16 protein-coding genes, 4 tRNA genes and 1 other RNA gene are annotated in these 21,095 nt (G+C 72.6%); 12 read left to right on the top strand and 9 right to left on the bottom strand.

The genetic code is table 11. The features are described 5' to 3' along the window. The first annotated feature begins 25 nt into the window (after window positions 1-25). From FBY22_RS40135 to FBY22_RS40125, 3 genes are read left to right on the top strand one after another with little or no spacing between them, the layout of a single operon-like run. Complete coding sequence (locus FBY22_RS40135; protein WP_142154623.1) at window positions 26-1,339, top strand: glycoside hydrolase family 36 protein; 1,314 nt, start codon at window positions 26-28, stop codon at window positions 1,337-1,339. After that, complete coding sequence (locus FBY22_RS40130) at window positions 1,336-3,339, top strand: beta-galactosidase (protein ID WP_142153358.1); 2,004 nt, start codon at window positions 1,336-1,338, stop codon at window positions 3,337-3,339. The genes FBY22_RS40135 and FBY22_RS40130 overlap by 4 nt, the downstream gene beginning before the upstream one ends. Window positions 3,340-3,397: 58 nt before the next feature. Further along, entirely contained in the window at window positions 3,398-4,186 is a 789-nt protein-coding gene (locus FBY22_RS40125; RefSeq protein ID WP_142153356.1) for an Fpg/Nei family DNA glycosylase, read from the top strand. A 74-nt stretch (window positions 4,187-4,260) separates the two neighbouring features. Here the strand turns inward: FBY22_RS40125 and FBY22_RS40120 are convergent. Then, a tRNA-Ser gene (locus FBY22_RS40120) sits at window positions 4,261-4,345 on the bottom strand. Between the two features lie 72 nt (window positions 4,346-4,417). Here FBY22_RS40120 and ffs point away from each other — a divergent pair. The 6 genes from ffs to FBY22_RS40090 all read left to right on the top strand — a co-directional run bounded on the left by ffs (window position 4,418) and on the right by FBY22_RS40090 (window position 13,072). Then, window positions 4,418-4,516, top strand: an RNA gene (gene ffs / locus FBY22_RS40115) — signal recognition particle sRNA small type. A gap of 45 nt (window positions 4,517-4,561) precedes the next feature. After that, window positions 4,562-6,928 (top strand): DNA polymerase III subunit gamma and tau, encoded by a 2,367-nt coding sequence (locus FBY22_RS40110; protein ID WP_142153354.1) that lies wholly within the window; start codon window positions 4,562-4,564, stop codon window positions 6,926-6,928. Window positions 6,929-7,037: 109 nt separating this feature from the next. Then, window positions 7,038-8,288, top strand: a complete 1,251-nt coding sequence (gene purD, locus FBY22_RS40105) for a phosphoribosylamine--glycine ligase (protein WP_142153352.1) — start codon at window positions 7,038-7,040, stop codon at window positions 8,286-8,288. A 357-nt stretch (window positions 8,289-8,645) separates the two neighbouring features. Continuing rightward, window positions 8,646-10,394, top strand: coding sequence for a hypothetical protein (locus FBY22_RS40100; protein WP_174267454.1), 1,749 nt, complete (start codon window positions 8,646-8,648; stop codon window positions 10,392-10,394). Between the two features lie 168 nt (window positions 10,395-10,562). Continuing rightward, the gene (locus FBY22_RS40095; RefSeq protein ID WP_142153350.1) at window positions 10,563-12,065 is read left to right on the top strand and encodes a N,N-dimethylformamidase beta subunit family domain-containing protein; all 1,503 of its coding nucleotides are present in this window, start codon (window positions 10,563-10,565) and stop codon (window positions 12,063-12,065) included. A 107-nt stretch (window positions 12,066-12,172) separates the two neighbouring features. Beyond that, window positions 12,173-13,072: a phosphoribosylaminoimidazolesuccinocarboxamide synthase gene (locus FBY22_RS40090; RefSeq protein ID WP_142153348.1), complete on the top strand. Its 900-nt coding sequence runs from the start codon at window positions 12,173-12,175 to the stop codon at window positions 13,070-13,072. A gap of 44 nt (window positions 13,073-13,116) precedes the next feature. On the opposite strand, the gene FBY22_RS40085 is transcribed toward FBY22_RS40090, so the two are convergent. From FBY22_RS40085 to FBY22_RS40050, 8 genes are all read right to left on the bottom strand, one after another. Then, a tRNA-Gly gene (locus FBY22_RS40085) sits at window positions 13,117-13,192 on the bottom strand. A gap of 23 nt (window positions 13,193-13,215) precedes the next feature. Continuing rightward, on the bottom strand, window positions 13,216-13,830 hold the full coding sequence (locus FBY22_RS40080) for a response regulator transcription factor (RefSeq protein ID WP_142153346.1): 615 nt from the start codon (window positions 13,828-13,830) through the stop codon (window positions 13,216-13,218). Then, entirely contained in the window at window positions 13,827-15,080 is a 1,254-nt protein-coding gene (locus tag FBY22_RS40075) for a sensor histidine kinase (protein ID WP_260845368.1), read from the bottom strand. Before FBY22_RS40075 ends, FBY22_RS40080 begins: the two co-directional genes overlap by 4 nt. Beyond that, window positions 15,077-15,856: an ABC transporter permease gene (locus tag FBY22_RS40070; RefSeq protein ID WP_142153344.1), complete on the bottom strand. Its 780-nt coding sequence runs from the start codon at window positions 15,854-15,856 to the stop codon at window positions 15,077-15,079. Before FBY22_RS40070 ends, FBY22_RS40075 begins: the two co-directional genes overlap by 4 nt. Continuing rightward, on the bottom strand, window positions 15,853-16,785 hold the full coding sequence (locus FBY22_RS40065; protein WP_142153342.1) for an ABC transporter ATP-binding protein: 933 nt from the start codon (window positions 16,783-16,785) through the stop codon (window positions 15,853-15,855). The genes FBY22_RS40070 and FBY22_RS40065 overlap by 4 nt, the downstream gene beginning before the upstream one ends. Before the next feature lie 141 nt (window positions 16,786-16,926). After that, window positions 16,927-16,999 (bottom strand) — tRNA-Gly (locus FBY22_RS40060). An 81-nt stretch (window positions 17,000-17,080) separates the two neighbouring features. After that, a tRNA-Gly gene (locus FBY22_RS40055) sits at window positions 17,081-17,152 on the bottom strand. A gap of 136 nt (window positions 17,153-17,288) precedes the next feature. Beyond that, entirely contained in the window at window positions 17,289-17,606 is a 318-nt protein-coding gene (locus FBY22_RS40050) for an Lsr2 family protein (RefSeq protein ID WP_058924446.1), read from the bottom strand. Window positions 17,607-17,886: 280 nt separating this feature from the next. Here FBY22_RS40050 and purS point away from each other — a divergent pair, with 280 nt between their 5' ends. The 3 genes from purS to purL are packed head-to-tail and all read left to right on the top strand — an operon-like array spanning window position 17,887 to window position 21,082. Beyond that, window positions 17,887-18,150, top strand: coding sequence for a phosphoribosylformylglycinamidine synthase subunit PurS (gene purS / locus FBY22_RS40045; protein ID WP_067445574.1), 264 nt, complete (start codon window positions 17,887-17,889; stop codon window positions 18,148-18,150). After that, the gene (gene purQ, locus FBY22_RS40040; RefSeq protein WP_142153340.1) at window positions 18,147-18,827 is read left to right on the top strand and encodes a phosphoribosylformylglycinamidine synthase subunit PurQ; all 681 of its coding nucleotides are present in this window, start codon (window positions 18,147-18,149) and stop codon (window positions 18,825-18,827) included. The genes purS and purQ overlap by 4 nt, the downstream gene beginning before the upstream one ends. After that, entirely contained in the window at window positions 18,824-21,082 is a 2,259-nt protein-coding gene (gene purL, locus FBY22_RS40035; protein ID WP_142153338.1) for a phosphoribosylformylglycinamidine synthase subunit PurL, read from the top strand. The genes purQ and purL overlap by 4 nt, the downstream gene beginning before the upstream one ends. Window positions 21,083-21,095 lie beyond the last annotated feature (13 nt).

The raw sequence follows: 21,095 nt of genomic DNA, 5'->3' as shown, positions 1-21,095 counted from the left end.
CGCCCCCTTTGTGAAAGAGACCCCCGTGCACCACCCCTTCACCCCCGTCGCCTCTCTCCCCGTGGACCCGCTCAACGCCCGGGTCCACGAGGAGGGTTGGCAGTCCTGGAGCCCCAGCGGGGCCTACGCCCCCGGTGACCGGCCGTACCGCCCGACCAACGACAACTGGGCGACCGTCTGTTACCGCCCCGGCGTCACCGTCCCGGAGGGCGGCTTCCAGGGCGAGGGGCTGCTGGCGCTCGACCCCGGCGACGGCTCACCGACCCGGCTGTGGGCGGCCGTCGACCCCACCGGCGAGGTCCCGTCCATCCGCCTGACGGTGACGGACGGCCTCGCGGAGGTCGTCGCCGACGGCCCGGTGAAGGAGTGGACGGGCACCGGCATCCAGGACGTGCTGGGCGGTTGGGCCGACAGCCTCGGCCTGGAGCCGCCGCGGCCGGCCCCCACCGTCTGGTGCTCCTGGTACGAGTACTTCACGAACGTCACCGAGGACGACATCCACGAGAACCTCCGTGCGATGGACACCCTCGACCTGCCCATCGACGTGGTCCAGATCGACGACGGCTACCAGAAGGCCCTCGGCGACTGGCTCACCCTCTCCGGCCGCTTCCGCTCCCGCGAGGGCATCGCGGACGCCATCCGGGCGCGCGGCCGCCGGGCCGGCATCTGGACGGCCCCCTTCCTGGTGGACCCGGCGAGCGACCTGGCCACCGAGCACCCCGACTGGCTGGTCCGCTCCGCCGACGGCGGCTTCACGCACGCCGGCCGCAACTGGGGCCACGACCTGCGGGTGCTGGACACCACCCACCCCGAGGCCGCGGCGTACCTGGCGGACGTCTTCCGCACGCTGCGCTCCGAGGGCTACGACTACTTCAAGGTCGACTTCCTCTACGCGGGCGCGCTGGACGGCGTGCGGCACGAGGACGTCGACGCCCTGACCGCGTACCGCGACGGCATCCGCCTGATCCGCGAGGCGATCGGCGCCGACGCCTACCTGCTGGGCTGCGGGGCGCCGATCCTGCCCTCCATCGGCCTGTTCGACGCGATGCGGGTCAGCCCCGACACGGCCCCGCACCGCCGCCCCGAGGCCGACGACTACAGCCAGCCCGGCCAGGACCCGGCCGAGTTCACCGGCGTGGGCCGCCAGTGGCAGCACGGCCGGCTGTGGACCAACGACCCCGACTGCCTGATGGCCCGCCCCGCCGTGGAGACCCGCGAGCGCTGGGCGGCCCACGTGGAGGCGACCGGCGGCCTGATGGCCTCCAGCGACCGGCTGCTCTCCCTGGACGAGTGGGGCGTCAGCACCACGCGCCGACTGCTCTCCGGAGGTGCCCGATGACCCGCGCCCTGAACGTCCCGGGCATCGCCTACGGCGGCGACTACAACCCCGAGCAGTGGCCCGAGGAGGTCTGGGCCGAGGACATGCGGCTGATGGCCGAGGCCGGGGTCACCATGGTCAGCGTCAACATCTTCTCCTGGGCGCTGCTGGAACCCTCCGAGGGCACCTACGACTTCTCCCGCCTCGACCGCGTCCTCGACCTGCTGCACGCCCACGGCATCGCCGCCGACCTCGCGACCCCGACCGCGGCCCCGCCCGCCTGGTTCTTCGTCGCCCACCCGGACGCCCTGCCGGTGGACGGGGACGGCCGCAGGCTGTCGTACGGCAGCCGCCAGACGTTCTGCCCGAGCAGCCCGGCCTACCGGGAGGCGGCCCTGCGCATGGTCGGCGAGCTGGCCCGGCGGTACGCGGACCACCCGGCGGTCGTGATGTGGCACGTCCACAACGAGTACGGCTGCCACAACGCCGAGTGCTTCTGCGACACCAGCGCGGAGGCGTTCCGCGCCTGGCTCCAGGACCGCTACGCGAGCCTGGACGCCCTCAACAACGCCTGGGGCACCACCTTCTGGAGCCAGTGGTACTACGACTGGGACCAGATCCTGCCCCCGCGCGCGACCGGCGCGGTCCCCAACCCCACCCACCGGCTGGACTGGCGCCGCTTCTGCAGCGACGCCCTGCTCTCGCTGTACGAGGCGGAGCGCGACGTCCTGCGCGAGGCGGCCCCGGACACCCCGGCCACCACCAACTTCATGGTGATGTACAACTTCGACGCCCTCGACTACTGGCGCTGGGCACCGGAGCTGGACATCGTCTCCAACGACCACTACCTCCAGTCCGCCGACCCCGAGTCCGAGATCGACATCGCGCTCAGCGGCGACCTGGTCCGCTCCCTGGCCGGCGGCCCCTGGCTGCTGATGGAGCACTCCACGGGCGCGGTCAACTGGCAGCCCGTCAACCGGGCCAAGACGGCGGGGGAGTTGCGCCGCAACGCCCTCGCCCACGTCGCCCGCGGCGCCGACGGCATCGCCTACTTCCAGTGGCGGGCCGCCAAGGCGGGCGCCGAGCAGTGGCACTCGGCGATGCTCCCGCACGCCGGCACCGACAGCCAGATCTGGCGGGACGTCGTGCAGCTCGGCGCGGACCTGCGGGCGCTCGCGGAGGTGCGCGGCAGCACCACGCCGGCCGAGGTGGCCGTGGTCTGGGACTGGAACGCCCGCTGGGCCATGGAACTGCCCTCGCAGCCGAGCGGCGAACTGCACTACCAGGACCTGGTGCGGGACTGGTACGAGCCGCTGTGGCGCGCGGGCGTGGCCGTGGACTTCGTACGCCCGGACGCCGACCTGTCGCCGTACCGGCTCGTGCTGGCCCCCAGCCTCTACCTCGTCGACGACGAGGGCGCGGCCAACCTCACCGCGTTCGCGGAGCGCGGCGGCACCCTCGCCGTCGGCTTCCACAGCGGCATGGTCGACGCGAACTGCCATGTACGGCTGGGCGGTTACCCGGGAGCGTTCCGCGAGGCACTCGGCGTGCGGACCGACGAGCTGTTCCCGCTGCTGCCCGGGCAGACGGTGGCCCTGAGCGACGGCGGCACCGGCACCCTGTGGTCGGAGCGGGTACGGCTGGAGGGCGCGGAGGCGGTGACGTCGTACACGACGGGCCCGCTGGCCGGAGTCCCGGCGGTGACCCGCAACGCGCACGGCACCGGCAGCGCCTGGTACCTGTCCACGCGGCCCGACCCGGCGACCCTGGCGGACCTGCTGGACCGCGTCCGCGCGGAGGCGGGTGTGACGGCCGTCCGCACGGCTCCCGCCGGAGTCGAGGCGGTGCTGCGGCGCGGGCCGGAGGCCGACTACCTGTTCCTGATCAACCACGGCACGGCGGACGCGACGGTCCCCGTCGCGCCGGGAGCGGTCGAACTGCTCACCGGCAAGCCCGTGGGCGACACCGTCGCCGTACCGGCCGGCGAGGTCGCGGTGGTGCGGGAGCCGCACCGGCGCTGACACGGGTGGCAGCCCGGCGTGGGGGGTACCCGGTACCCCCTGCCGCCGGGAGGCCGCCATGCCCGAACTGCCGGACGTCGAGGGATTCCGGAAGGTGCTGGAGTCCTGCGCCGAGGGCAGGACGATCCGGCGCGTCCAGGTACGGGACGCAGGCGTGCTGCACGGGGTGAGCGCGCGCGGCCTGCGCGACGCGCTGGAGGGCCGCCGGTTCACCAAGCCGGAACGGCACGGCAAGTGGCTGCTCGCGCACACCGGCGGCCCCACCGTGCTGCTCCACTTCGGCATGACCGGCCTGCTGGTGTGCGCCCGCCCGGACGACGACCCGGACCCTCACGACCGGGTCCTGTTCACGCTGCCCCGCGACCGCGAGCTGCGCTACCGGGACCAGCGCAAGCTCCGGGGCCTGTGGCTGGCGCACGACGACGCGGAGACGGCCCGGCTGCTGGCGGGACTGGGCCCGGACGCGCTGACGGTGGACCGCGGGGCGTTCGAGGCGGCGCTGGCCTCCCGCCGCGGAAGCGTCAAGACGGCGCTGACCGACCAGTCCGTCCTGGCGGGCCTGGGCAACCTGCTGGCCGACGAGATCCTGTGGCGGGCCGGCCTGCGCCCCACGGCTTCTGTGAGCGACCTCACCGAGGCCGACCGCCGCCACCTCCACACCCAGATGCGCCGCACCCTGCGCGCCGCCGTCCCGACCGGCCGCGTCCCGCCCCGCACCTCCTGGCTCACCGGCCACCGCGACGCCCCCGACCCCCACTGCCCGCGCTGCGGCACCCCGCTGCGGCGCACGCGCGTGGGAGGCCGGGGCACGGTGTGGTGCCCCCGGTGCCAGCCGGGCGGTACGTGAGGAACGACGGCCCTTGGGGCCGGGCGAAACGCCAGAGGCCCGGACCGCTGACGCGGTCCGGGCCTCTGGGCCGGCGGAGGATACGAGATTCGAACTCGTGAGGGGTTGCCCCCAACACGCTTTCCAAGCGTGCGCCCTAGGCCTCTAGGCGAATCCTCCGCCGGAAACATTACATGACCGAGAGGAGTGCTCGCGAACTCGTTCCCACCCCCTCGGATCAGGTAGCCTGTGCGCAGCCCCTCACGCGGCGCTATCTGACTGAACTCCCCCAGGGCCGGAAGGCAGCAAGGGTAGGTCGGCTCTGGCGGGTGCGTGGGGGGCGCTTGCGTTCCCGAGCGGGTCGGCTTGTCAGTGGGCGCCTATAACCTCGTAGGCGTGTCGTCTCTCGCGCTGTACCGCCGCTATCGCCCGGAGTCGTTCGCCGAGGTCATCGGGCAGGAGCATGTCACCGACCCGTTGCAGCAGGCGCTGCGCAACAACCGGGTCAATCACGCGTACCTGTTCAGCGGTCCGCGCGGCTGCGGCAAGACGACGAGCGCCCGCATCCTGGCGCGCTGTCTGAACTGCGAGCAGGGCCCCACGCCCACCCCGTGCGGCGAGTGCCAGTCCTGCCGCGACCTGGCGCGCAACGGCCCCGGCTCCATCGACGTCATCGAGATCGACGCGGCCTCGCACGGTGGTGTGGACGACGCCCGTGAACTGCGCGAGAAGGCCTTCTTCGGCCCCGCCGCCAGTCGCTACAAGATCTACATCATCGACGAGGCGCACATGGTCACGTCGGCGGGCTTCAACGCGCTGCTGAAGGTCGTCGAGGAGCCCCCGGAGCACCTCAAGTTCATCTTCGCCACGACCGAGCCCGAGAAGGTCATCGGGACGATCCGCTCCCGAACCCATCACTATCCGTTCCGGCTGGTGCCGCCGGGGACCCTGCGCGACTACCTCGGTGAGGTGTGCGGCAAGGAGGACATCCCCGTCGAGGACGGCGTCCTGCCGCTCGTCGTCCGGGCCGGTCAGGGCTCCGTGCGTGACTCCATGTCGGTCATGGACCAGCTGCTCGCCGGAGCGCGGGAGGATGGTGTGACATACGCCATGGCCACCTCCCTCCTCGGCTACACGGACGGCTCGCTCCTCGACTCCGTCGTCGAGGCCTTCGCCACCGGTGACGGCGCCGCCGCCTTCGAGGTCGTGGACCGTGTCATCGAGGGCGGCAACGACCCGCGCCGCTTCGTCGCCGACCTGCTGGAGCGGCTGCGCGACCTGGTCATCCTCGCTGCCGTGCCGGACGCCGCCGAGAAGGGCCTCATCGACGCCCCCGTCGACGTCATCGAGCGGATGCAGGCACAGGCGAGCACATTCGGCGCCGCCGAGCTCAGCCGCGCCGCCGACCTGGTCAACGAGGGCCTGACCGAGATGCGCGGCGCCAACTCGCCCCGCCTCCAGCTGGAGCTGATCTGCGCGCGCGTGCTGCTGCCAGCCGCGTACGGGGACGAGCGGGCGGTGATGGCCCGCCTCGACCGCCTGGAGCGGGGCGTGAACTTCTCGGCCGGCGGCGCACTGCCCACGGCGGGCTACGCCCCGGGCCCCGAGGCGCACGCGGGAGCGGCGCCGGGCGGCCAGGGCGGCCCAGGGGGTCCCGGCGGCCCCGCAGGCCCTGGAACGCCCGTAGGCGCCCCCGTGCAGCCCGGTGGGGGCCCCGCCGCGGCCCGTGCGGCGGTACGGGCTTCGGGCGCGCCCGGCGCCGCGGGGCCGGGCCCTGGAGCGGGAGCGGGTGCTCCCGGGCAGGCGGGCCCCGCCGTGCCGTCCCCCGCGGCGCCCCAGCCTCAGCAGGCACCGGAGCCGGCGCCTCAGCCCCAGTCCTCGCCGCCGCCCATGCCGGCTGCGGCCGCTCCGGCTCCTGCCGCCGCCTCCGCCCCCGGCGCCTGGCCCACCGCCGCCTCCGCGGGCGGCGGCCGCCGGCCCGGTGGCTGGCCCACGGCGGCCCCGGCGGGCGGCGGTGCCGGACAGCCCCCGGCGGCCACGCCCGGCGCCCAGGCGCCGGCTCCGGCCGCGGCCCCCGCGCCCGACCCGGCGGCCCAGGGCTACGCCCCGCCGAGCGGCGGGCTCGACCCCCGCATGCTCTGGCCGAACATCCTCGAAGCGGTCAAGAACCGCCGCCGCTTCACCTGGATCCTGCTCAGCCAGAACGCCCAGGTGGCCGGCTTCGACGGCACCACCCTGCAACTCGGCTTCGTCAACGCCGGCGCCCGCGACAACTTCGTCAGCAGCGGCAGCGAGGACGTCCTGAAGGCCGCGCTGGCCGAGCAGTTCAACGTCCAGTGGAAGATCGAGCCGGTCGTCGACCCGAGCGGCGGCTCCGGCCCGCCGCCGTCGGGCGGCCCCACCGGGCCCTCCGGCTTCGGCGGCGGCTACGGCGCGGGCGGCGGCGGTGGCCCCGCCGGCGCCGGCCCGGTTGCCTACGGCGGCGGTGGGGCGGGCGGCTACGGCGGTACCGCCACCGCCCAGCGCCCGGCGCCCGCCCAGTCCGCGCCGACCGCCCCTTCCGCGTCCTTCTCACCGGGCCCGGGCCCGAGTCCGTCCCCGGCGGCCCGGCCCACCGCTCCGGAGCCCCCGCCCCCGGTCTCCATCGAGGACGACATCCCCGAGGACGACGACCCCGACCTCAACGAGTCGGCCCTGTCCGGCCGCGAGCTGATCGTGCGGGAGCTGGGGGCGACGGTGGTCGAGGAGTTCACGAACGAGTAGCGGCCGGCGGCGAATCCCACCGCGGCCGGGCCCGACTTGGAGGAAAGTACAGCTCGCCAAGGCCCGGCCCCTCGGAACCCCGCACAAAAACCCCGTTAGGCTGACCCCCGTGAAGGTCCTCGTCATCGGTAGCGGCGCCCGCGAACACGCCCTGTGCCACTCCCTCTCCCACGATCCCGACGTCACCGCCCTGCACTGCGCCCCCGGCAACGCCGGCATCGCCGAGGTGGCCGAGCTGCACGAGGTCGACGCCCTCGACGGCAAAGCGGTGTCCGCCCTGGCCGAACGGCTCGGCGCCGACCTCGTGGTGGTGGGCCCGGAGGCCCCGCTCGTCGCCGGGGTCGCCGACGCCGTGCGCGAGGCGGGCATCCCGGTCTTCGGCCCCTCCCAGGAGGCCGCGCAGATCGAGGGCTCCAAGGCCTTCGCGAAGGACGTGATGGCGGGGGCCGGCGTCCCCACGGCCCGCTCCTACGTCTGCACGGCCCCGGACGAGGTCGACGCCGCCCTCGACGCCTTCGGCGCTCCGTACGTCGTCAAGGACGACGGCCTCGCCGCCGGCAAGGGCGTCGTCGTCACCTCCGACCTCGACGCGGCCCGCGCCCACGCCAACTCCTGCGAGCGCGTCGTCATCGAGGAGTACCTGGACGGCCCCGAGGTCTCCCTCTTCGCCGTCACCGACGGGCAGACGGTCCTCCCGCTCCAGCCCGCCCAGGACTTCAAGCGCGCCCTCGACGGCGACGAGGGCCCCAACACCGGCGGCATGGGCGCGTACTCCCCGCTCCCGTGGGCCGACCCGAAGCTGGTCGAGGAAGTGCTGCAGACGGTCCTGCAGCCGACCGTCGACGAGATGCGCCGCCGCGGCACCCCCTTCTCCGGCCTCCTCTACGCGGGCCTGGCGATCACCTCCCGCGGCGTCCGGGTCATCGAGTTCAACGCCCGCTTCGGCGACCCGGAGACCCAGGTGGTCCTGGCCCGCCTGAAGACGCCGCTGGCCGGCGTCCTGCTGGCCGCGGCGAACGGCACCCTCGCCGACCTGGAACCCCTGCGCTGGAGCGACGACGCCGCGGTCACCGTGGTCGTCGCCTCGCACAACTACCCCGGCACCCCGCGCACCGGCGACCCGATCACCGGCCTCGACGAGGTGGCCGCCGAGGACGCCCCGCACGCGTACGTCCTGCACGCCGGCACCAGGCGCGACGGCGACGCGGTCGTCAGCGCCGGCGGCCGGGTCCTGTCCGTCACGGCGACCGGCAAGGACCTCGCCAAGGCCCGCGAGCGCGCGTACAGGGCGGTCTCCCGCATCCACCTGGACGGCTCCCAGCACCGCACCGACATCGCGGCCGGGGCGGCGGGCACCTGACGCCCGTATGCCCGTGTGCCCGGGTGAACCCCGCCGGCCCCGCGTCCGTCTTCGGATGCGGGGCCTGCGTCGTTCTGCCACCGGCGTTCATCGAATCTGAGTCAAGAACAGGGGCCTGATCGTCGCTATCCGTCATCCACCTCTGACCAAAGCCATTCCATCGAGTGACCGCTCCCCCATCCGGCTGACGGGGGCCGAGGGCCCAACTAGGGTGCGGCGCAAGCTTTCCGGCACTTGGCCCACCGGCATTGCGATGTCGGTGTCGGGTGCCACAGTGGGGGAGTGACCAAAGCCAGGACAGCAGGGCATTCAGGACAGCTGGCGAGGGGGTGAGATCCGGTGGTGACCGGTACCGGCATGGGTGTGGAAGCGGGCGCGCAGGCCGCGCGCTCGAGGGCTCTCGCCGTGCTGCGCATCCGCAGCCGCGCGCTGGCCGTGGCGCTGCTGCCCGCTGCGGTCGCCGTGATCCTGCTCGCCGGCGACTCCACGGGCCATCTCGTGGGCCCGTTCTGGCACGCCGTCCGCTGGGCGGTGACCCCCGTCGCCGTCCTCGTGCTGCTCGCCGCCGCAGTCATCGCCCTGGTCGTCGCCCGGGCCCGCCCCGCCGTGACCCCGACCGTCCCCGTCTCCGAGGACTCGGCGCCGGACCTGTACCGGATGGTGCGGGACCTCGCCGACCGCCTGGACGTGCCGGCCCCCTCCGCGATAGCGCTCACCCCGGACTGCGACAGCTGGCTGGAGGACCGCACCCATCCCTCCCACGGCCCGCCCGAGCACGAGAACCGCGACGAGATAGCCGGGGCGCGCACCGCGCACCGCCGGGCGGCCACGGCCCCCGTCCTGGTCATCGGCTCGCCGTTCCTGTGGTGGATGCGGGTCGGCGAACTGCGCGCGGTCCTCGCCCCGGTGGTCGCCGGTACCGGCCCCTCCGCCCACCCCGACATAGCAGCCGCCCGCCGCTTCGTGCGCGGGCTGGACGCCGCGGTGGCCGTCGCCTCCACACCCAACCGCTGCCCGCTGACCCGAGGTGTCTGCGCCGGACTCGGCGCGGTCGCCCGGCTGCTGCTCCGCAGCTGCCGGGAGCACGCGGCGCTGATGGAGCGCGGCGTTGCGGCCGCGGCGGCGGAGCGCGCACAGGCCGTCGACTACGGCCTGCGCATCGTCGCCCAGGAACAGGTGGGCCTGGCCTATGCGGGCTGGGACCGCCTCCTGACCCGCGTGGCGCTGCCCGCGTGGCGGATGGGCCGCTGGCCGTCCCGGCTGGACGCGGGGGTGGTGGCGGCCTTGACGGAGCTGTCCCGCCGTGACCGCCTGGCCGAGGGGTTCGCCTCCCGTCTGGGTGAGCGGCCGGCCTGCGACCTGCTGGAGGAGCCCGGCGCGGTCGACGAGGCCGTCTCCCTTCTCGCCGCCCGGCTCTTCCACGGCGGCCCCGCGGAGACCGGCCCGGACTGGTCCCCGGTGGACTGGCAGGAGTACCCGGAGGAGGTCGTGGACCGCAAGTGGCGCACGGACGCGGCCCGCCTGCACCGGGTGCTGGACACCCTCGGCGTCACCCGCTCCACGAACCCCGCGGCCCCGGCCCCGGACGGCCCCACCCTGACCAGGGTCCTGGCCCACCTGTCGACACCCCCGGTCCCGGTCCCCATCCCGTCGGAGAGCGGGGGAACCGCGCCCAGATCTCCCGTGCCCCCCGAGGGTGAGGACGATGCCGAGGTCGAGAACGAACGCGCGGCCGCCCTCGCCGCGGCCCTCACCGCCCAGCTCGCCCGGGAAGAGGCCGCCCCCGCTCCCCGGCCCACCGCCGCCGACCTCGCGCCCTGGGACGACACGGCACTGCCCCTCTTCCCGCTCCAGCCGCCCCGCACGGCCCGCGAACTGCTCACCGACCACGTGACCGCGATGGTCTGCTGCGCCGCGATGGACACCGCCGGCGCGACCCCGGGCCTGGACTGGCTGGACGGCCCCACCCTCCTCATCGACGGCGACCGGGCCGCCGACCTCACCCCCCGGGTCCTCAGCCTCGTGGAGGACGGCGACCCCGCCCCCCTGCGGGCCTGGCTGCGGGAGTCCGGCATACGCCCGGAGAAACCCGTGCGGCTCGTCTGACCCCGCCCTCCCCGCCGTACCGGAACGGGCTGTTCCACTTTCGGCCAATTCGCAACGAACTGTGACCACCTGCGTGCGTAATGTGATGTGCTGGGACCGATCGGGCACATGGCAAGGGCTTGCGGCACAGGACACGCGACCACGGGGGCACGAGGGAGGGGAGCGATCATGGAACGGAAGCGATCGGAGCAGATCCGCCGCTGGGAGTCCGGAGCGCTGGCACACGCCGTCACCGATCCCTTCGGCCAGGGCCCCGTCCCCTGGCTGCGCGGAAACGTCACCTACTTCGACGACACCGGGCAGGTCGTCCCCTGGTACGTGGACGGCCAGGCCCACCCCCCGACGCCCGGCACCCATCGGGTCCCGGGCCCCCGGAGCGCCGGCGGCCCACGCTCCGCCGACGACGTGCACCGCCAGATCAAGGGCTTCATCTCCACCGGCGCGGTCGCCCCGGGCCAGGCCGTCGACTTCCACATCACGGTCGACCCGCCGCAGGAGTTCGCCGTGGACATCTACCGCATCGGCCACTACGGCGGCGACGGCGCGGCCAAGATCACCACCAGCCCCCGTCTCTCCGGCATAGTGCAGCCCCCGCCGCTCACCGCCGACCGCACAGTCTCCTGCCACCACTGGTGGCTGTCGTGGCGGCTGCAGATCCCGAGCCACTGGAGCATCGGGGCGTACGTGGCCGTCCTGACCACCCTCGACGGCTACCGCTCCCACATCCCCTTCACGGTCCGCGACGACCACCCCGCCGACCTGCTCCTCCTCCTGCCCGACGTGACCTGGCAGGCGTACAACCTCTACCCGGAGGACGGCCACACCGGCGCCAGCCTGTACCACGCCTGGGACGAGCAGGGCCGTCTCCTCGGCGAGTCCGACGCGGCCACGACCGTCTCCTTCGACCGCCCCTACGCCGGCGCCGGCCTCCCCCTTCACGTGGGCCACGCCTACGACTTCATCCGCTTCGCCGAGCGCTACGGCTACGACCTCGCCTATGCCGACGCCCGCGACCTGCATGCGGGCCATGTCGACCCCACCCGCTACCGGGGCCTGGTCTTCCCCGGGCACGACGAGTACTGGTCGGCGAACATGCGCCGCACCGTCGAGATCGCCCGCGAGAACGGCACGTCCCTGGTCTTCCTGTCCGCCAACACCATGTACTGGCAGGTGGAGCTCGGGCCGTCCCCGTCCGGGGTGCCCGACCGCCTGCTGACCTGCCGAAAACGCAAGGGCCCCGGCAAACCCGTCCTGTGGCGGGAGATCGACCGCCCCGAGCAGCAGGTGGTCGGCATCCAGTACGCGGGCCGGGTCCCCGAACCCCATCCCCTGATCGTCCGCAACGCCGACCACTGGCTGTGGGAGGCGACCGGCGCGCACGAGGGCGACCCGATCCAGGGCCTGGTCGCGGGCGAGGCCGACCGCTACTTCCCGCGCACCCCGCTGCCCGACCACGAGGACCGCATCCTGCTGGCGCACTCCCCGTACACCGAATCCGAGGGCGTCCTGCGCCACCAGGAGACCTCGCTCTACCGCGCCCCCTCCGGCGCCCTGGTGTTCGCGTCCGGGACCTTCGCCTGGTCGCCCGCCCTGGACCGTCCGGGCCACGTCGACCAGCGGGTCCAGCGCGCCACCGCCAATCTCCTGGACCGCATCTGCAAACGTGACTGAGCTCACGTACGCCCACGTCACCGCCCCTCCAGAGCACACCCCACCCCCTGGGCGATCCCCGGCATACGGGAGAATCGAGCCATAGGACAGAACTACGGGGAGGAACCGTGTCCGGATTCGTAGAAAAGCCCGAGCCGCTTCAGGTTCCGGGCCTGGTTCACCTCCACACCGGCAAGGTGCGCGAGCTCTACCAGAACGAGGCCGGTGACCTCGTGATGGTCGCCAGTGACCGCATCTCCGCCTTCGACTGGGTGCTGCCGACGGAAATCACCGACAAGGGCCGGGTGCTGACCCAGCTGTCCCTGTGGTGGTTCGACCAGATCGCCGATCTGATCCCCAACCACGTGCTGAGCACCGAACTGCCGGCCGGCGCCCCCGCCGACTGGGCCGGCCGGACGCTCGTGTGCAAGTCGCTGCGGATGGTCCCGGTGGAGGCGGTCGCCCGCGGCTACCTGACCGGCTCGGGTCTGCTGGAGTACAACGACTCCCGCACGGTCTGCGGCCTCGCCCTCCCCGAGGGCCTGGTCGACGGCAGCGAGCTGCCCGCCCCGATCTTCACCCCGGCCACCAAGGCCGAGGTCGGCGAGCACGACGAGAACGTCTCGTACGAGGAGGTCGCCCGCCGCGTCGGCGCCGACACCGCGGCCCAGCTGCGCCAGGCCACCCTCGCCGTCTACGGTCGCGGCCGGGACATCGCCCGCGACCGCGGCATCATCCTCGCGGACACCAAGTTCGAGTTCGGCTTCGACGGCGACAACCTGGTCCTCGCCGACGAGATCCTCACCCCGGACTCCTCCCGGTTCTGGCCGGCCGACCAGTGGCAGCCGGGGCGCGCGCAGCCGTCGTACGACAAGCAGTTCGTGCGGGACTGGCTGACCTCGCCGGAGTCCGGCTGGGACCGCAGGAGCGAGCAGCCTCCGCCGCCGCTGCCGCAGCAGGTCGTGGACGCGACGCGGGCGAAGTACATCGAGGCCTACGAGCGTCTGACGGGCACCAGCTGGAGCTGACCCCATGACGAAGGCCCCGGTCGACTCGACCGGGGCCTTCGCAGTGGAGCGGACGACGAGGCTCGAACTCGCGACCTCAACCTTGGCAAGGTTGCGCTCTACCAACTGAGCTACGTCCGCAGTGCGCCGTGGCGCGACGCCAACTATACCCAACCTCGCTCCCGTGCGAGTCGCACGGCCGCGTGCCGGTTCTCCGCACCGAGCTTCGAGACCGCCGACGAGAGATAGTTCCGCACGGTCCCCTGCGACAGCGCGGCTCGCTCGGCGATCTCCGCGACGGGCGCCCCGTCGGCGGCCAGTTCCAGCACCTCGGCCTCCCGCGTGGTCAGCGGGGAGTCCCCGGCGGCGATGGCGTCGGCGGCCAACTCGGGGTCGACGTAGCGCTGTCCGGAGTGCACGGTCCGGATGATCTCGGCGAGGCGCTGGGCGCTCACCGTCTTGGGGACGAACCCGCGCACCCCCGCAGCGAGGGCCCGCTTGAGATGCCCGGGCCGCCCGTGACCGGTCACGATCAGCACCCGGCAGCCGGGCAGTTCGGTCCGCAGGGATGTGGCGACCTTCACACCGTCGGCGCCCGGCATCTGAAGGTCCAGCACGGCCACGTCCGGTTCGTGCGCCCTCGCCATCGCCAGCGCCTCCGGCCCGCTCGCCGCCTCGGCGACGACCACGAGGTCGTCCTCCAGCCCGAGCAGCGCGACCAGCGCACCCCGGATCAGATGCTCGTCGTCGGCCAGCAGCAGCCGCACGGGACCGGTCATGCCGTGACCTCGCTCACCTGCACGGGCACTTCGGCCACCACCCGGAACAGGTCTCCTGCGACCCGGCCGGCCTCCAGGGTCCCGCCCACCGCCGACAGCCGCTCCCGCAGCCCCGCCAGCCCCGAGCCGCCCGCGCCCGCGGGAGCCGAGGCCCCGTCGTTCTCCACGGTCAGCACCACACGTCCTTCCTCCACCGTCAGGACGACCGCGCACCGTCTGGTGTCGCCGTGCCGCAGCACGTTCGTCGTCGCCTCGCGCACGACCCAGCCGAGCGCGGACTGCACCTCGGGAGCCAGCTCGGCGGCCGCTCCGCGCACCTCGCACTCGATCCCGGCAGCACTCAACACCCCTTGCGCGCCCGCGAGTTCGATCCCCAGGTCGGCCTTCCGGTATCCCCGGACGACCTCCCGCACCTCCCGCTGCGACTCCTGGGCGATCCGCTGCACCTCGATCATCTGCTCGACCGCCTCGGGCCGTCCGCGCCGCGCCAACTGCACGGCCAGTTCGCTCTTGAGCGCAATGACGGCCAGGTTCCGTCCCACCACGTCGTGCAGGTCGCGCCCGAACCGCAGCCGCTCCTCGGCGACGGCGAGCCGGGCCTCGACCTCGCGGGCCCGCTCGGCCTCCCACAGCACGGACAGGGTCCAGGCACCGCAGCGGCAGGCGAGCAGCGAGAAGAGCGCGCCGAAGACGGTCATGACCCCGATCATGAGAATCCCGGCGGGCTCGTGGTCGAACGCGCCGAAGGCGGCCATCAGCACGACGGCGAGCACGGCGGACCGGCGCACGAACACCCCGATGGGCGCCACCAGTCCGTACAGCAGCCCGAAGGGCAGCAGCGCGGCGCCGGCGAAGAGCCGGACGGCCACCGGGTCGGCGCCGTCCAGCGACGCCAGCACCAGCGTCAGGGCCAGCGCCAGGGAGAGCAGCACGGCGGCGGGGCGCAGCGCGTGGGGCGCAAGGGCGGCCCGGCCCAGGTAGTGGTCGAGCACGGGCCGGGTGCGCCGGTTGGCCTCGACGCACTGCAGGGCGCCGACGAGGAGCAGCAGGCAGCCGACGGCCAGTGGCGCGGGCCGCCGTGCCAGCGCGCCCACCAGGGGCAGCCCGAGCCAGGAGACGGAGAAGAGCCAGGTCGTGACGTACCAGGTGATCACGCTCTGCAGCTCGACCCGCTCGGCCTTGCTCCGCTCCCGCCAGTGGCGCCGCTGCCATCCCCGTATCCGCCCGAGCACCGCTCCCCCGTCCGTCAACGCCGGGGCTCCCACCGGAACCACCGCCGTACAGCAAACACCGCGGCCACGAGCCAGGCCAGTGCGACCGCCGCGGAGGCCAGTGCTTCGGCGGCGCTCAGCCGTCCGGTGAACCCGCCGCTCACCAGCCGGATCACGGGGGACAGCGGCAGCAGCGCGCACACGGAGGCGAGCCGGTCGGGCAGCGCCTGGACCGGGACCGTGATGCCCGAACCCATCATCGAGACCAGCACCAACGGCAAAGCGGTGATCTGGGCGCTCTCCGCGGTCCGGGTGAAGGAGGCGGTGAGCGCGGCCAGCGCGGCGCACAGCATCAGACCCACGAGGAGGCCGAGCACGGTCAGATACGGCGCCCGCGGTGCCCCCGCGTCGAGGAACAGCACGCAGCCGAGCGTCAGCACCAGCGACTGGGCCAGGCCGAGGCATGCGGCGGGCAGGGCGGTGCCGAGGAGGATCTCGGTGTCGCCGAGTTCGCCGGTCCGCAGGCGTTTGAGGACGAGTTCCTCACGGCGGGCGACGAAGGCGCTCACCAGGCCGGTGTAGACGGAGAACAGGAACGAGAAGCCGATCGCCGCCGTCAGCATCACCGTGCCGGCGTTCAGCCCGGTCCCCTTGAGATCCATCTGGTCCAGCACGGGCCGGACGCTGAACGGCAGCGCGAGCGGCGCCAGCAGAGCCGTGGTCACCGCACTGCGGTTGCGTCCCAGCAGGGTCAGTTCCGCCCGCGCCAGGGCGCGCAGCCGTCGCCCGGCCGGAGCGAGGGCGAGCGCGCTCACGCCGTCACCTCCCGCTCCCGGGCGATCCCGAGGAACGCCTCCTCCAGCGAGGCCGACCGCACGTCGAGCCCCGGCAGCTCCACCCGCTCCCGCTGGGCCCACACCAGCAGCGCGGTGGCCGCCCGCTGCAGCTCCCGGGTCCGCAGCCGTACGACCCCGCCCTCCAGTTCGTGCCCGCACACGCCCAGCTCGCCGAGCGGCGGCAGGTCACCCAGGAAGTAGCCGTCGGGCAGCCGGAAGGAGATGCGGCCGGGCTGCGCGGCCGTCACCTCGGCGGGCGTGCCGCTCGTCGCGATGCGCCCCTCGTGGAGGATGGCCAGCCGGTCGGCGAGACCCTCGGCCTCCTCCAGGTAGTGCGTGGTCAGCAGCACCGTCGTGCCCGTCTCGCGCAGTGCCCGTACCAACTCCCAGGTGTCCCGGCGCCCTTCGGCGTCCAGGCCGGTCGTCGGCTCGTCCAGGAACAGGACCTCGGGCCGGCCGAGCAGCGCGAGCGCCAGATCCAGGCGCCGCCGCTCACCCCCGGACAACTGCTTGACGCGTACGCCGGTCCGCCCCGCGAGCCCGACCAGCTCCAGCGCCTCGGCCTCCGGCCGCGCCCCGCTCACGCACCCTGCCCACATCCGCGCGGTCTCGGCGACGGTCAGCTCGGACGGGAACCCGCCCTCCTGCAGCATCACGCCCGTGCGGGGCCGTACGGCGGCCCGTTCCCGGTGCGGGTCGTGCCCGAGCACCCGCACCCGGCCGCCGGCCGGCCGCGCGAGCCCCTCCAGCAGTTCCACCGTCGACGTCTTGCCCGCGCCGTTGGTGCCGAGCAGCGCGAAGATCTCGCCGCGGTCCACGGAAAAGGTGATTCCGCGCACCGCCTCGAACCCGCCCCCGTACACACGCCGCAGGTCAGTGACCTCAATCACGTGTTCGTTCGTGTCCATGTCCCCAGCGTCCCGGCGCCGGGGGCCGGTCAGCAGTGCGCGCTGTCATTGCTCGGCGTGACAAATGTCAGACGGAGACGGCCTTGTGGGGACGCGGACATGAAAAAGCCCCTCGGCCGAAGCCGGGGGGCTTGTTTCCAGAGCGGACGACGAGGCTCGAACTCGCGACCTCAACCTTGGCAAGGTTGCGCTCTACCAACTGAGCTACGTCCGCATTGCCTCCGACCGGCTCCCACCGATCGGCACGAGCACCAGCCTACCTGATCCACAACAGTGGTCCGGACCGGCGGTGCAGAGCGGGTGACAGGAATTGCACACTGCGCCTTCCCCCTGGAAGGGGGATGTTCTGCTACTGAACTACACCCGCATGTACTCCGTGAGGTGGGCCTTTCGGCCTTGCCCCTCGGCGTGCTCCAGACTCTAGCCGACCCGGAGGGGTGCAGCGCAAGTCGGTTCTCCCGAGGGGCGGCTGACCGGCCGTCGGTCGGGGGCCGGTCCCTGCGCTACTGGGCCTCGCCGAACGCCTCGTAGACCTTCTTGGGGATGCGCCCGCGGGCCGGGACGTCCATCTTGTTGGCCTGCGCCCAGGCGCGGACGGCGGCGGGGTCGGGGGCGACCTCGGTCTGCCGGTAGGCCTTGCCCGACTTCGACCGCTTGCGGCCGGCCTCCACGTAGGGCTCGAGCGCCTTACGCAGTTTCTCGGCATTGGCTTGATTCAGGTCGATCTCGTACGACTTGCCGTCGAGTCCGAAGGCGATCGTTTCCGCCGCTTCCGAGCCGTCGATGTCGTCAAAGAGAGTGACCACGACCTTCTGCGCCACGAATATCGGTCCCTTCATTCGGCACGTGCCAAATTATTTGTACAGTGCCCGGCAAAGCATTGTGAAGCCCGACTAAATCCTTTGGCGTGTCCGAGCGCAATAGGTACCGGGCGCGGATCCGGGAAATTTTGGTGAACAGGACGCCGAGAGGCCGATCGTGACCGTGGTCACGTAGATTCCTACAAGTCGACGCGCGTAGAAATTTTGTGCCGGTAGTCTGAAGAAGCCTGTCGGAGACACCTTCAGGAACCTGCTCAGCACCACACCATCGGGAGTGCCAGTGGCACGCGTCGTAGTCGACGTCATGCTCAAGCCGGAGATCCTCGACCCCCAGGGCCAGGCGGTCCAGCGCGCACTGCCGCGACTGGGTTTCGAAGGCATCTCCGATGTACGTCAGGGAAAGCGATTCGAACTGGAAGTTGACGGCCCGGTCGACGAGGCCGCGCTCGCCCGCATCCACGATCTCGCCGAATCCTTCCTGGCCAACACCGTGATCGAGAACTTCACCGTGCGGGTCGAGGAAGTCGCGGAGGCCGTGAAGTGACCGCTCGTATTGGCGTCGTCACTTTCCCGGGCAGCCTGGACGACCGGGACACCCAGCGCGCGATCCGCCTCGCGGGCTCCGAACCGGTCGCCCTCTGGCACAAGGACAAGGACCTCCACCAGGTGGACGCGGTGGTCCTCCCCGGTGGTTTCTCCTACGGCGACTATCTGCGGGCCGGCGCCATCTCCCGCTTCTCGCCCGTGATGGAGACGGTCATCGAGCAGGCGAAGGCCGGGCTGCCGGTCCTCGGCATCTGCAACGGCTTCCAGATCCTCACCGAGGCCCACCTCCTGCCGGGTGGCATGCTCGGCAACGACCACCTGCACTTCATCTGCCGCGACCAGAAGCTGCGGGTGGAGAACGCGGAGACGGCCTGGACCGTGGACTACGAGGCGGGCCAGGAGATCCACATCCCGCTGAAGAACATGGACGGCCGGTACGTCGCCGACGAGTACACCCTCGACAAGCTCGAGGCCGAGGGCCGCGTCGCCTTCCGGTACGTGGACTTCAATCCGAACGGCTCGCTCCGCGACATCGCGGGCATCACCAACGAGGCCGGGAACGTCGTCGGCCTGATGCCGCACCCCGAGCACGCCACCGAGCCGCTGATCGGCACGGGCCGCACCGACGGCCTCCCCTTCTTCACCTCGATCCTCAAGAAGCTGGTCAACGCATGAGCAGGACGCCTCTGGACACGGTCGAGAACGCGGCCGCGACCCCCGACGTCGAGCTGCCCTGGGCCGAACTCGGCCTGAAGAAGGACGAGTACGAGCGGGTCGTCGAGATCCTCGGCCGCCGGCCCACCGGTGCCGAGCTCGCCATGTACTCCGTCATGTGGTCCGAGCACTGCTCGTACAAGAGCAGCAAGGTCCACCTGCGCCAGTTCGGCGAGAAGGCCCCGCAGTCCGACGCGCTGCTCGTCGGCATCGGCGAGAACGCCGGCGTCGTCGACGTCGGCCAGGGCTACGCGGTCACCTTCAAGGTCGAGTCGCACAACCACCCGTCGTACGTCGAGCCCTACCAGGGCGCGGCCACCGGTGTCGGCGGCATCGTCCGCGACATCATCGCGATGGGCGCCCGTCCGGTCGCGGTCGTGGACCCGCTGCGTTTCGGCGCGGCCGACCACCCCGACACCAAGCGCGTGCTGCCGGGTGTCGTCGCGGGCATCGGCGGCTACGGCAACTGCCTGGGCCTGCCCAACATCGGCGGCGAGGTCGTCTTCGACGCCTGCTACCAGGGCAACCCGCTGGTCAACGCCGGTGCCATCGGTGTGATGCGGCACGAGGACATCCACCTCGCGAAGGCGTCCGGCGCCGGCAACAAGGTCATCCTCTACGGGGCCCGGACCGGCGGCGACGGCATCGGCGGCGCCTCGATCCTGGCCTCCGAGACCTTCGACGACGCCAAGCCGTCCAAGCGCCCCGCCGTCCAGGTCGGCGACCCCTTCCAGGAGAAGCTCCTCATCGAGTGCACCCTGGAGGCCTTCAAGGAGAAGCTGGTCGTCGGCATCCAGGACCTCGGCGCCGCCGGTCTGTCCTGCGCCACCTCCGAGCTGGCCTCCAACGGCTCCGGCGGCATGCGGGTCACCCTGGACGACGTACCGCTGCGCGACTCCACGCTCTCGCCCGAGGAGATCCTCATGAGCGAGTCGCAGGAGCGCATGTGCGCGGTCGTGGAGCCGGAGAAGGTCGAGCGGTTCCTGGAGATCTGCGAGAAGTGGGACGTCATCGCCACCGTCATCGGTGAGGTGACCGACGGCGACCGCCTGGAGATCTACTGGCACGGCGGCAAGATCGTCGACGTCGACCCGCGCACCGTCGCCCACGACGGCCCGGTCTACGAGCGCCCCTACGCCCGCCCGTCCTGGCAGGACGCGCTGCAGGCCGACGACGCCGGCAAGCTGCCTCGGCCGACGACGTCCGAGGAGCTGAAGGACCAGGTCCTGAAGCTGGTGGCCTCTCCCAACCAGGCCTCGAAGAAGTGGATCACCTCGCAGTACGACCACTTCGTGCAGGGCAACACGGTGCTGGCCCAGCCGGAGGACTCCGGCATGATCCGCATCGACGAGGAGTCCGGCCTCGGCGTCGCCATCGCGACCGACGGCAATGGCCGGTACGCCAAGCTCGACCCGTACACCGGCGCCCAGCTGGCGCTGGCGGAGGCGTACCGCAACGTCGCCACCACCGGCGCCAAGCCGCTCGCCGTCTCCGACTGCCTGAACTTCGGCTCGCCCGAGGACCCGGCCGTGATGTGGCAGTTCGCCGAGGCCATCCGTGGTCTCGCCGACGGCTGCCTGCAGCTCGGTACCCCGGTGACCGGCGGCAACGTCTCGCTCTACAACCAGACGGGCGAGGCCGCCATCCACCCGACCCCGGTCGTCGCGGTCCTCGGTGTGATCGACGACGTGGCCCGGCGCACCCCGGTCGCCTTCCAGGAGGAGGGCCAGCTGCTGTACCTCCTCGGCGACACCCGTGAGGAGTTCGGCGGATCGGCCTGGTCGCAGGTCGTCCACGACCACCTCGGCGGTCTGCCGCCCAAGGTCGACCTGGAGCGGGAGCGGCTGCTCGGCGAGATCCTGATCTCCGCCAGCCGCGACGGCATGATCGACTCGGCGCACGACCTGTCCGACGGCGGTCTGATCCAGGCGGTCGTGGAGTCGGCGCTGCTCGGCGGCAAGGGCGCGCGTCTGGTCGTACCGGACGGCCTGGACGCGTTCACCTTCCTCTTCTCCGAGTCGGCGGGACGCGCGGTCGTCGCCGTGCCGCGCTCCGAGGAGCTCCGCTTCAACGACATGTGCGGCGCCCGCGGTCTGCCCGTGACCCGCATCGGTGTCGTCGACGGCGAGTCGGTGGAGCTCCAGGGCGAGTTCGAGCTCTCCCTGGAGGAGCTGCGCCGGGCGCACGAGGAGACCATCCCCGCGCTGCTGAAGTAGCCGCCCGTACGAC

The sequence above is a fragment of the Streptomyces sp. SLBN-31 genome (assembly GCF_006715395.1).
Lineage (GTDB): Bacteria > Actinomycetota > Actinomycetes > Streptomycetales > Streptomycetaceae > Streptomyces.
The sequence above is the reverse complement of the archived record's forward strand: the minus strand, read 5'-3'. Positions and strand labels throughout refer to the sequence as shown.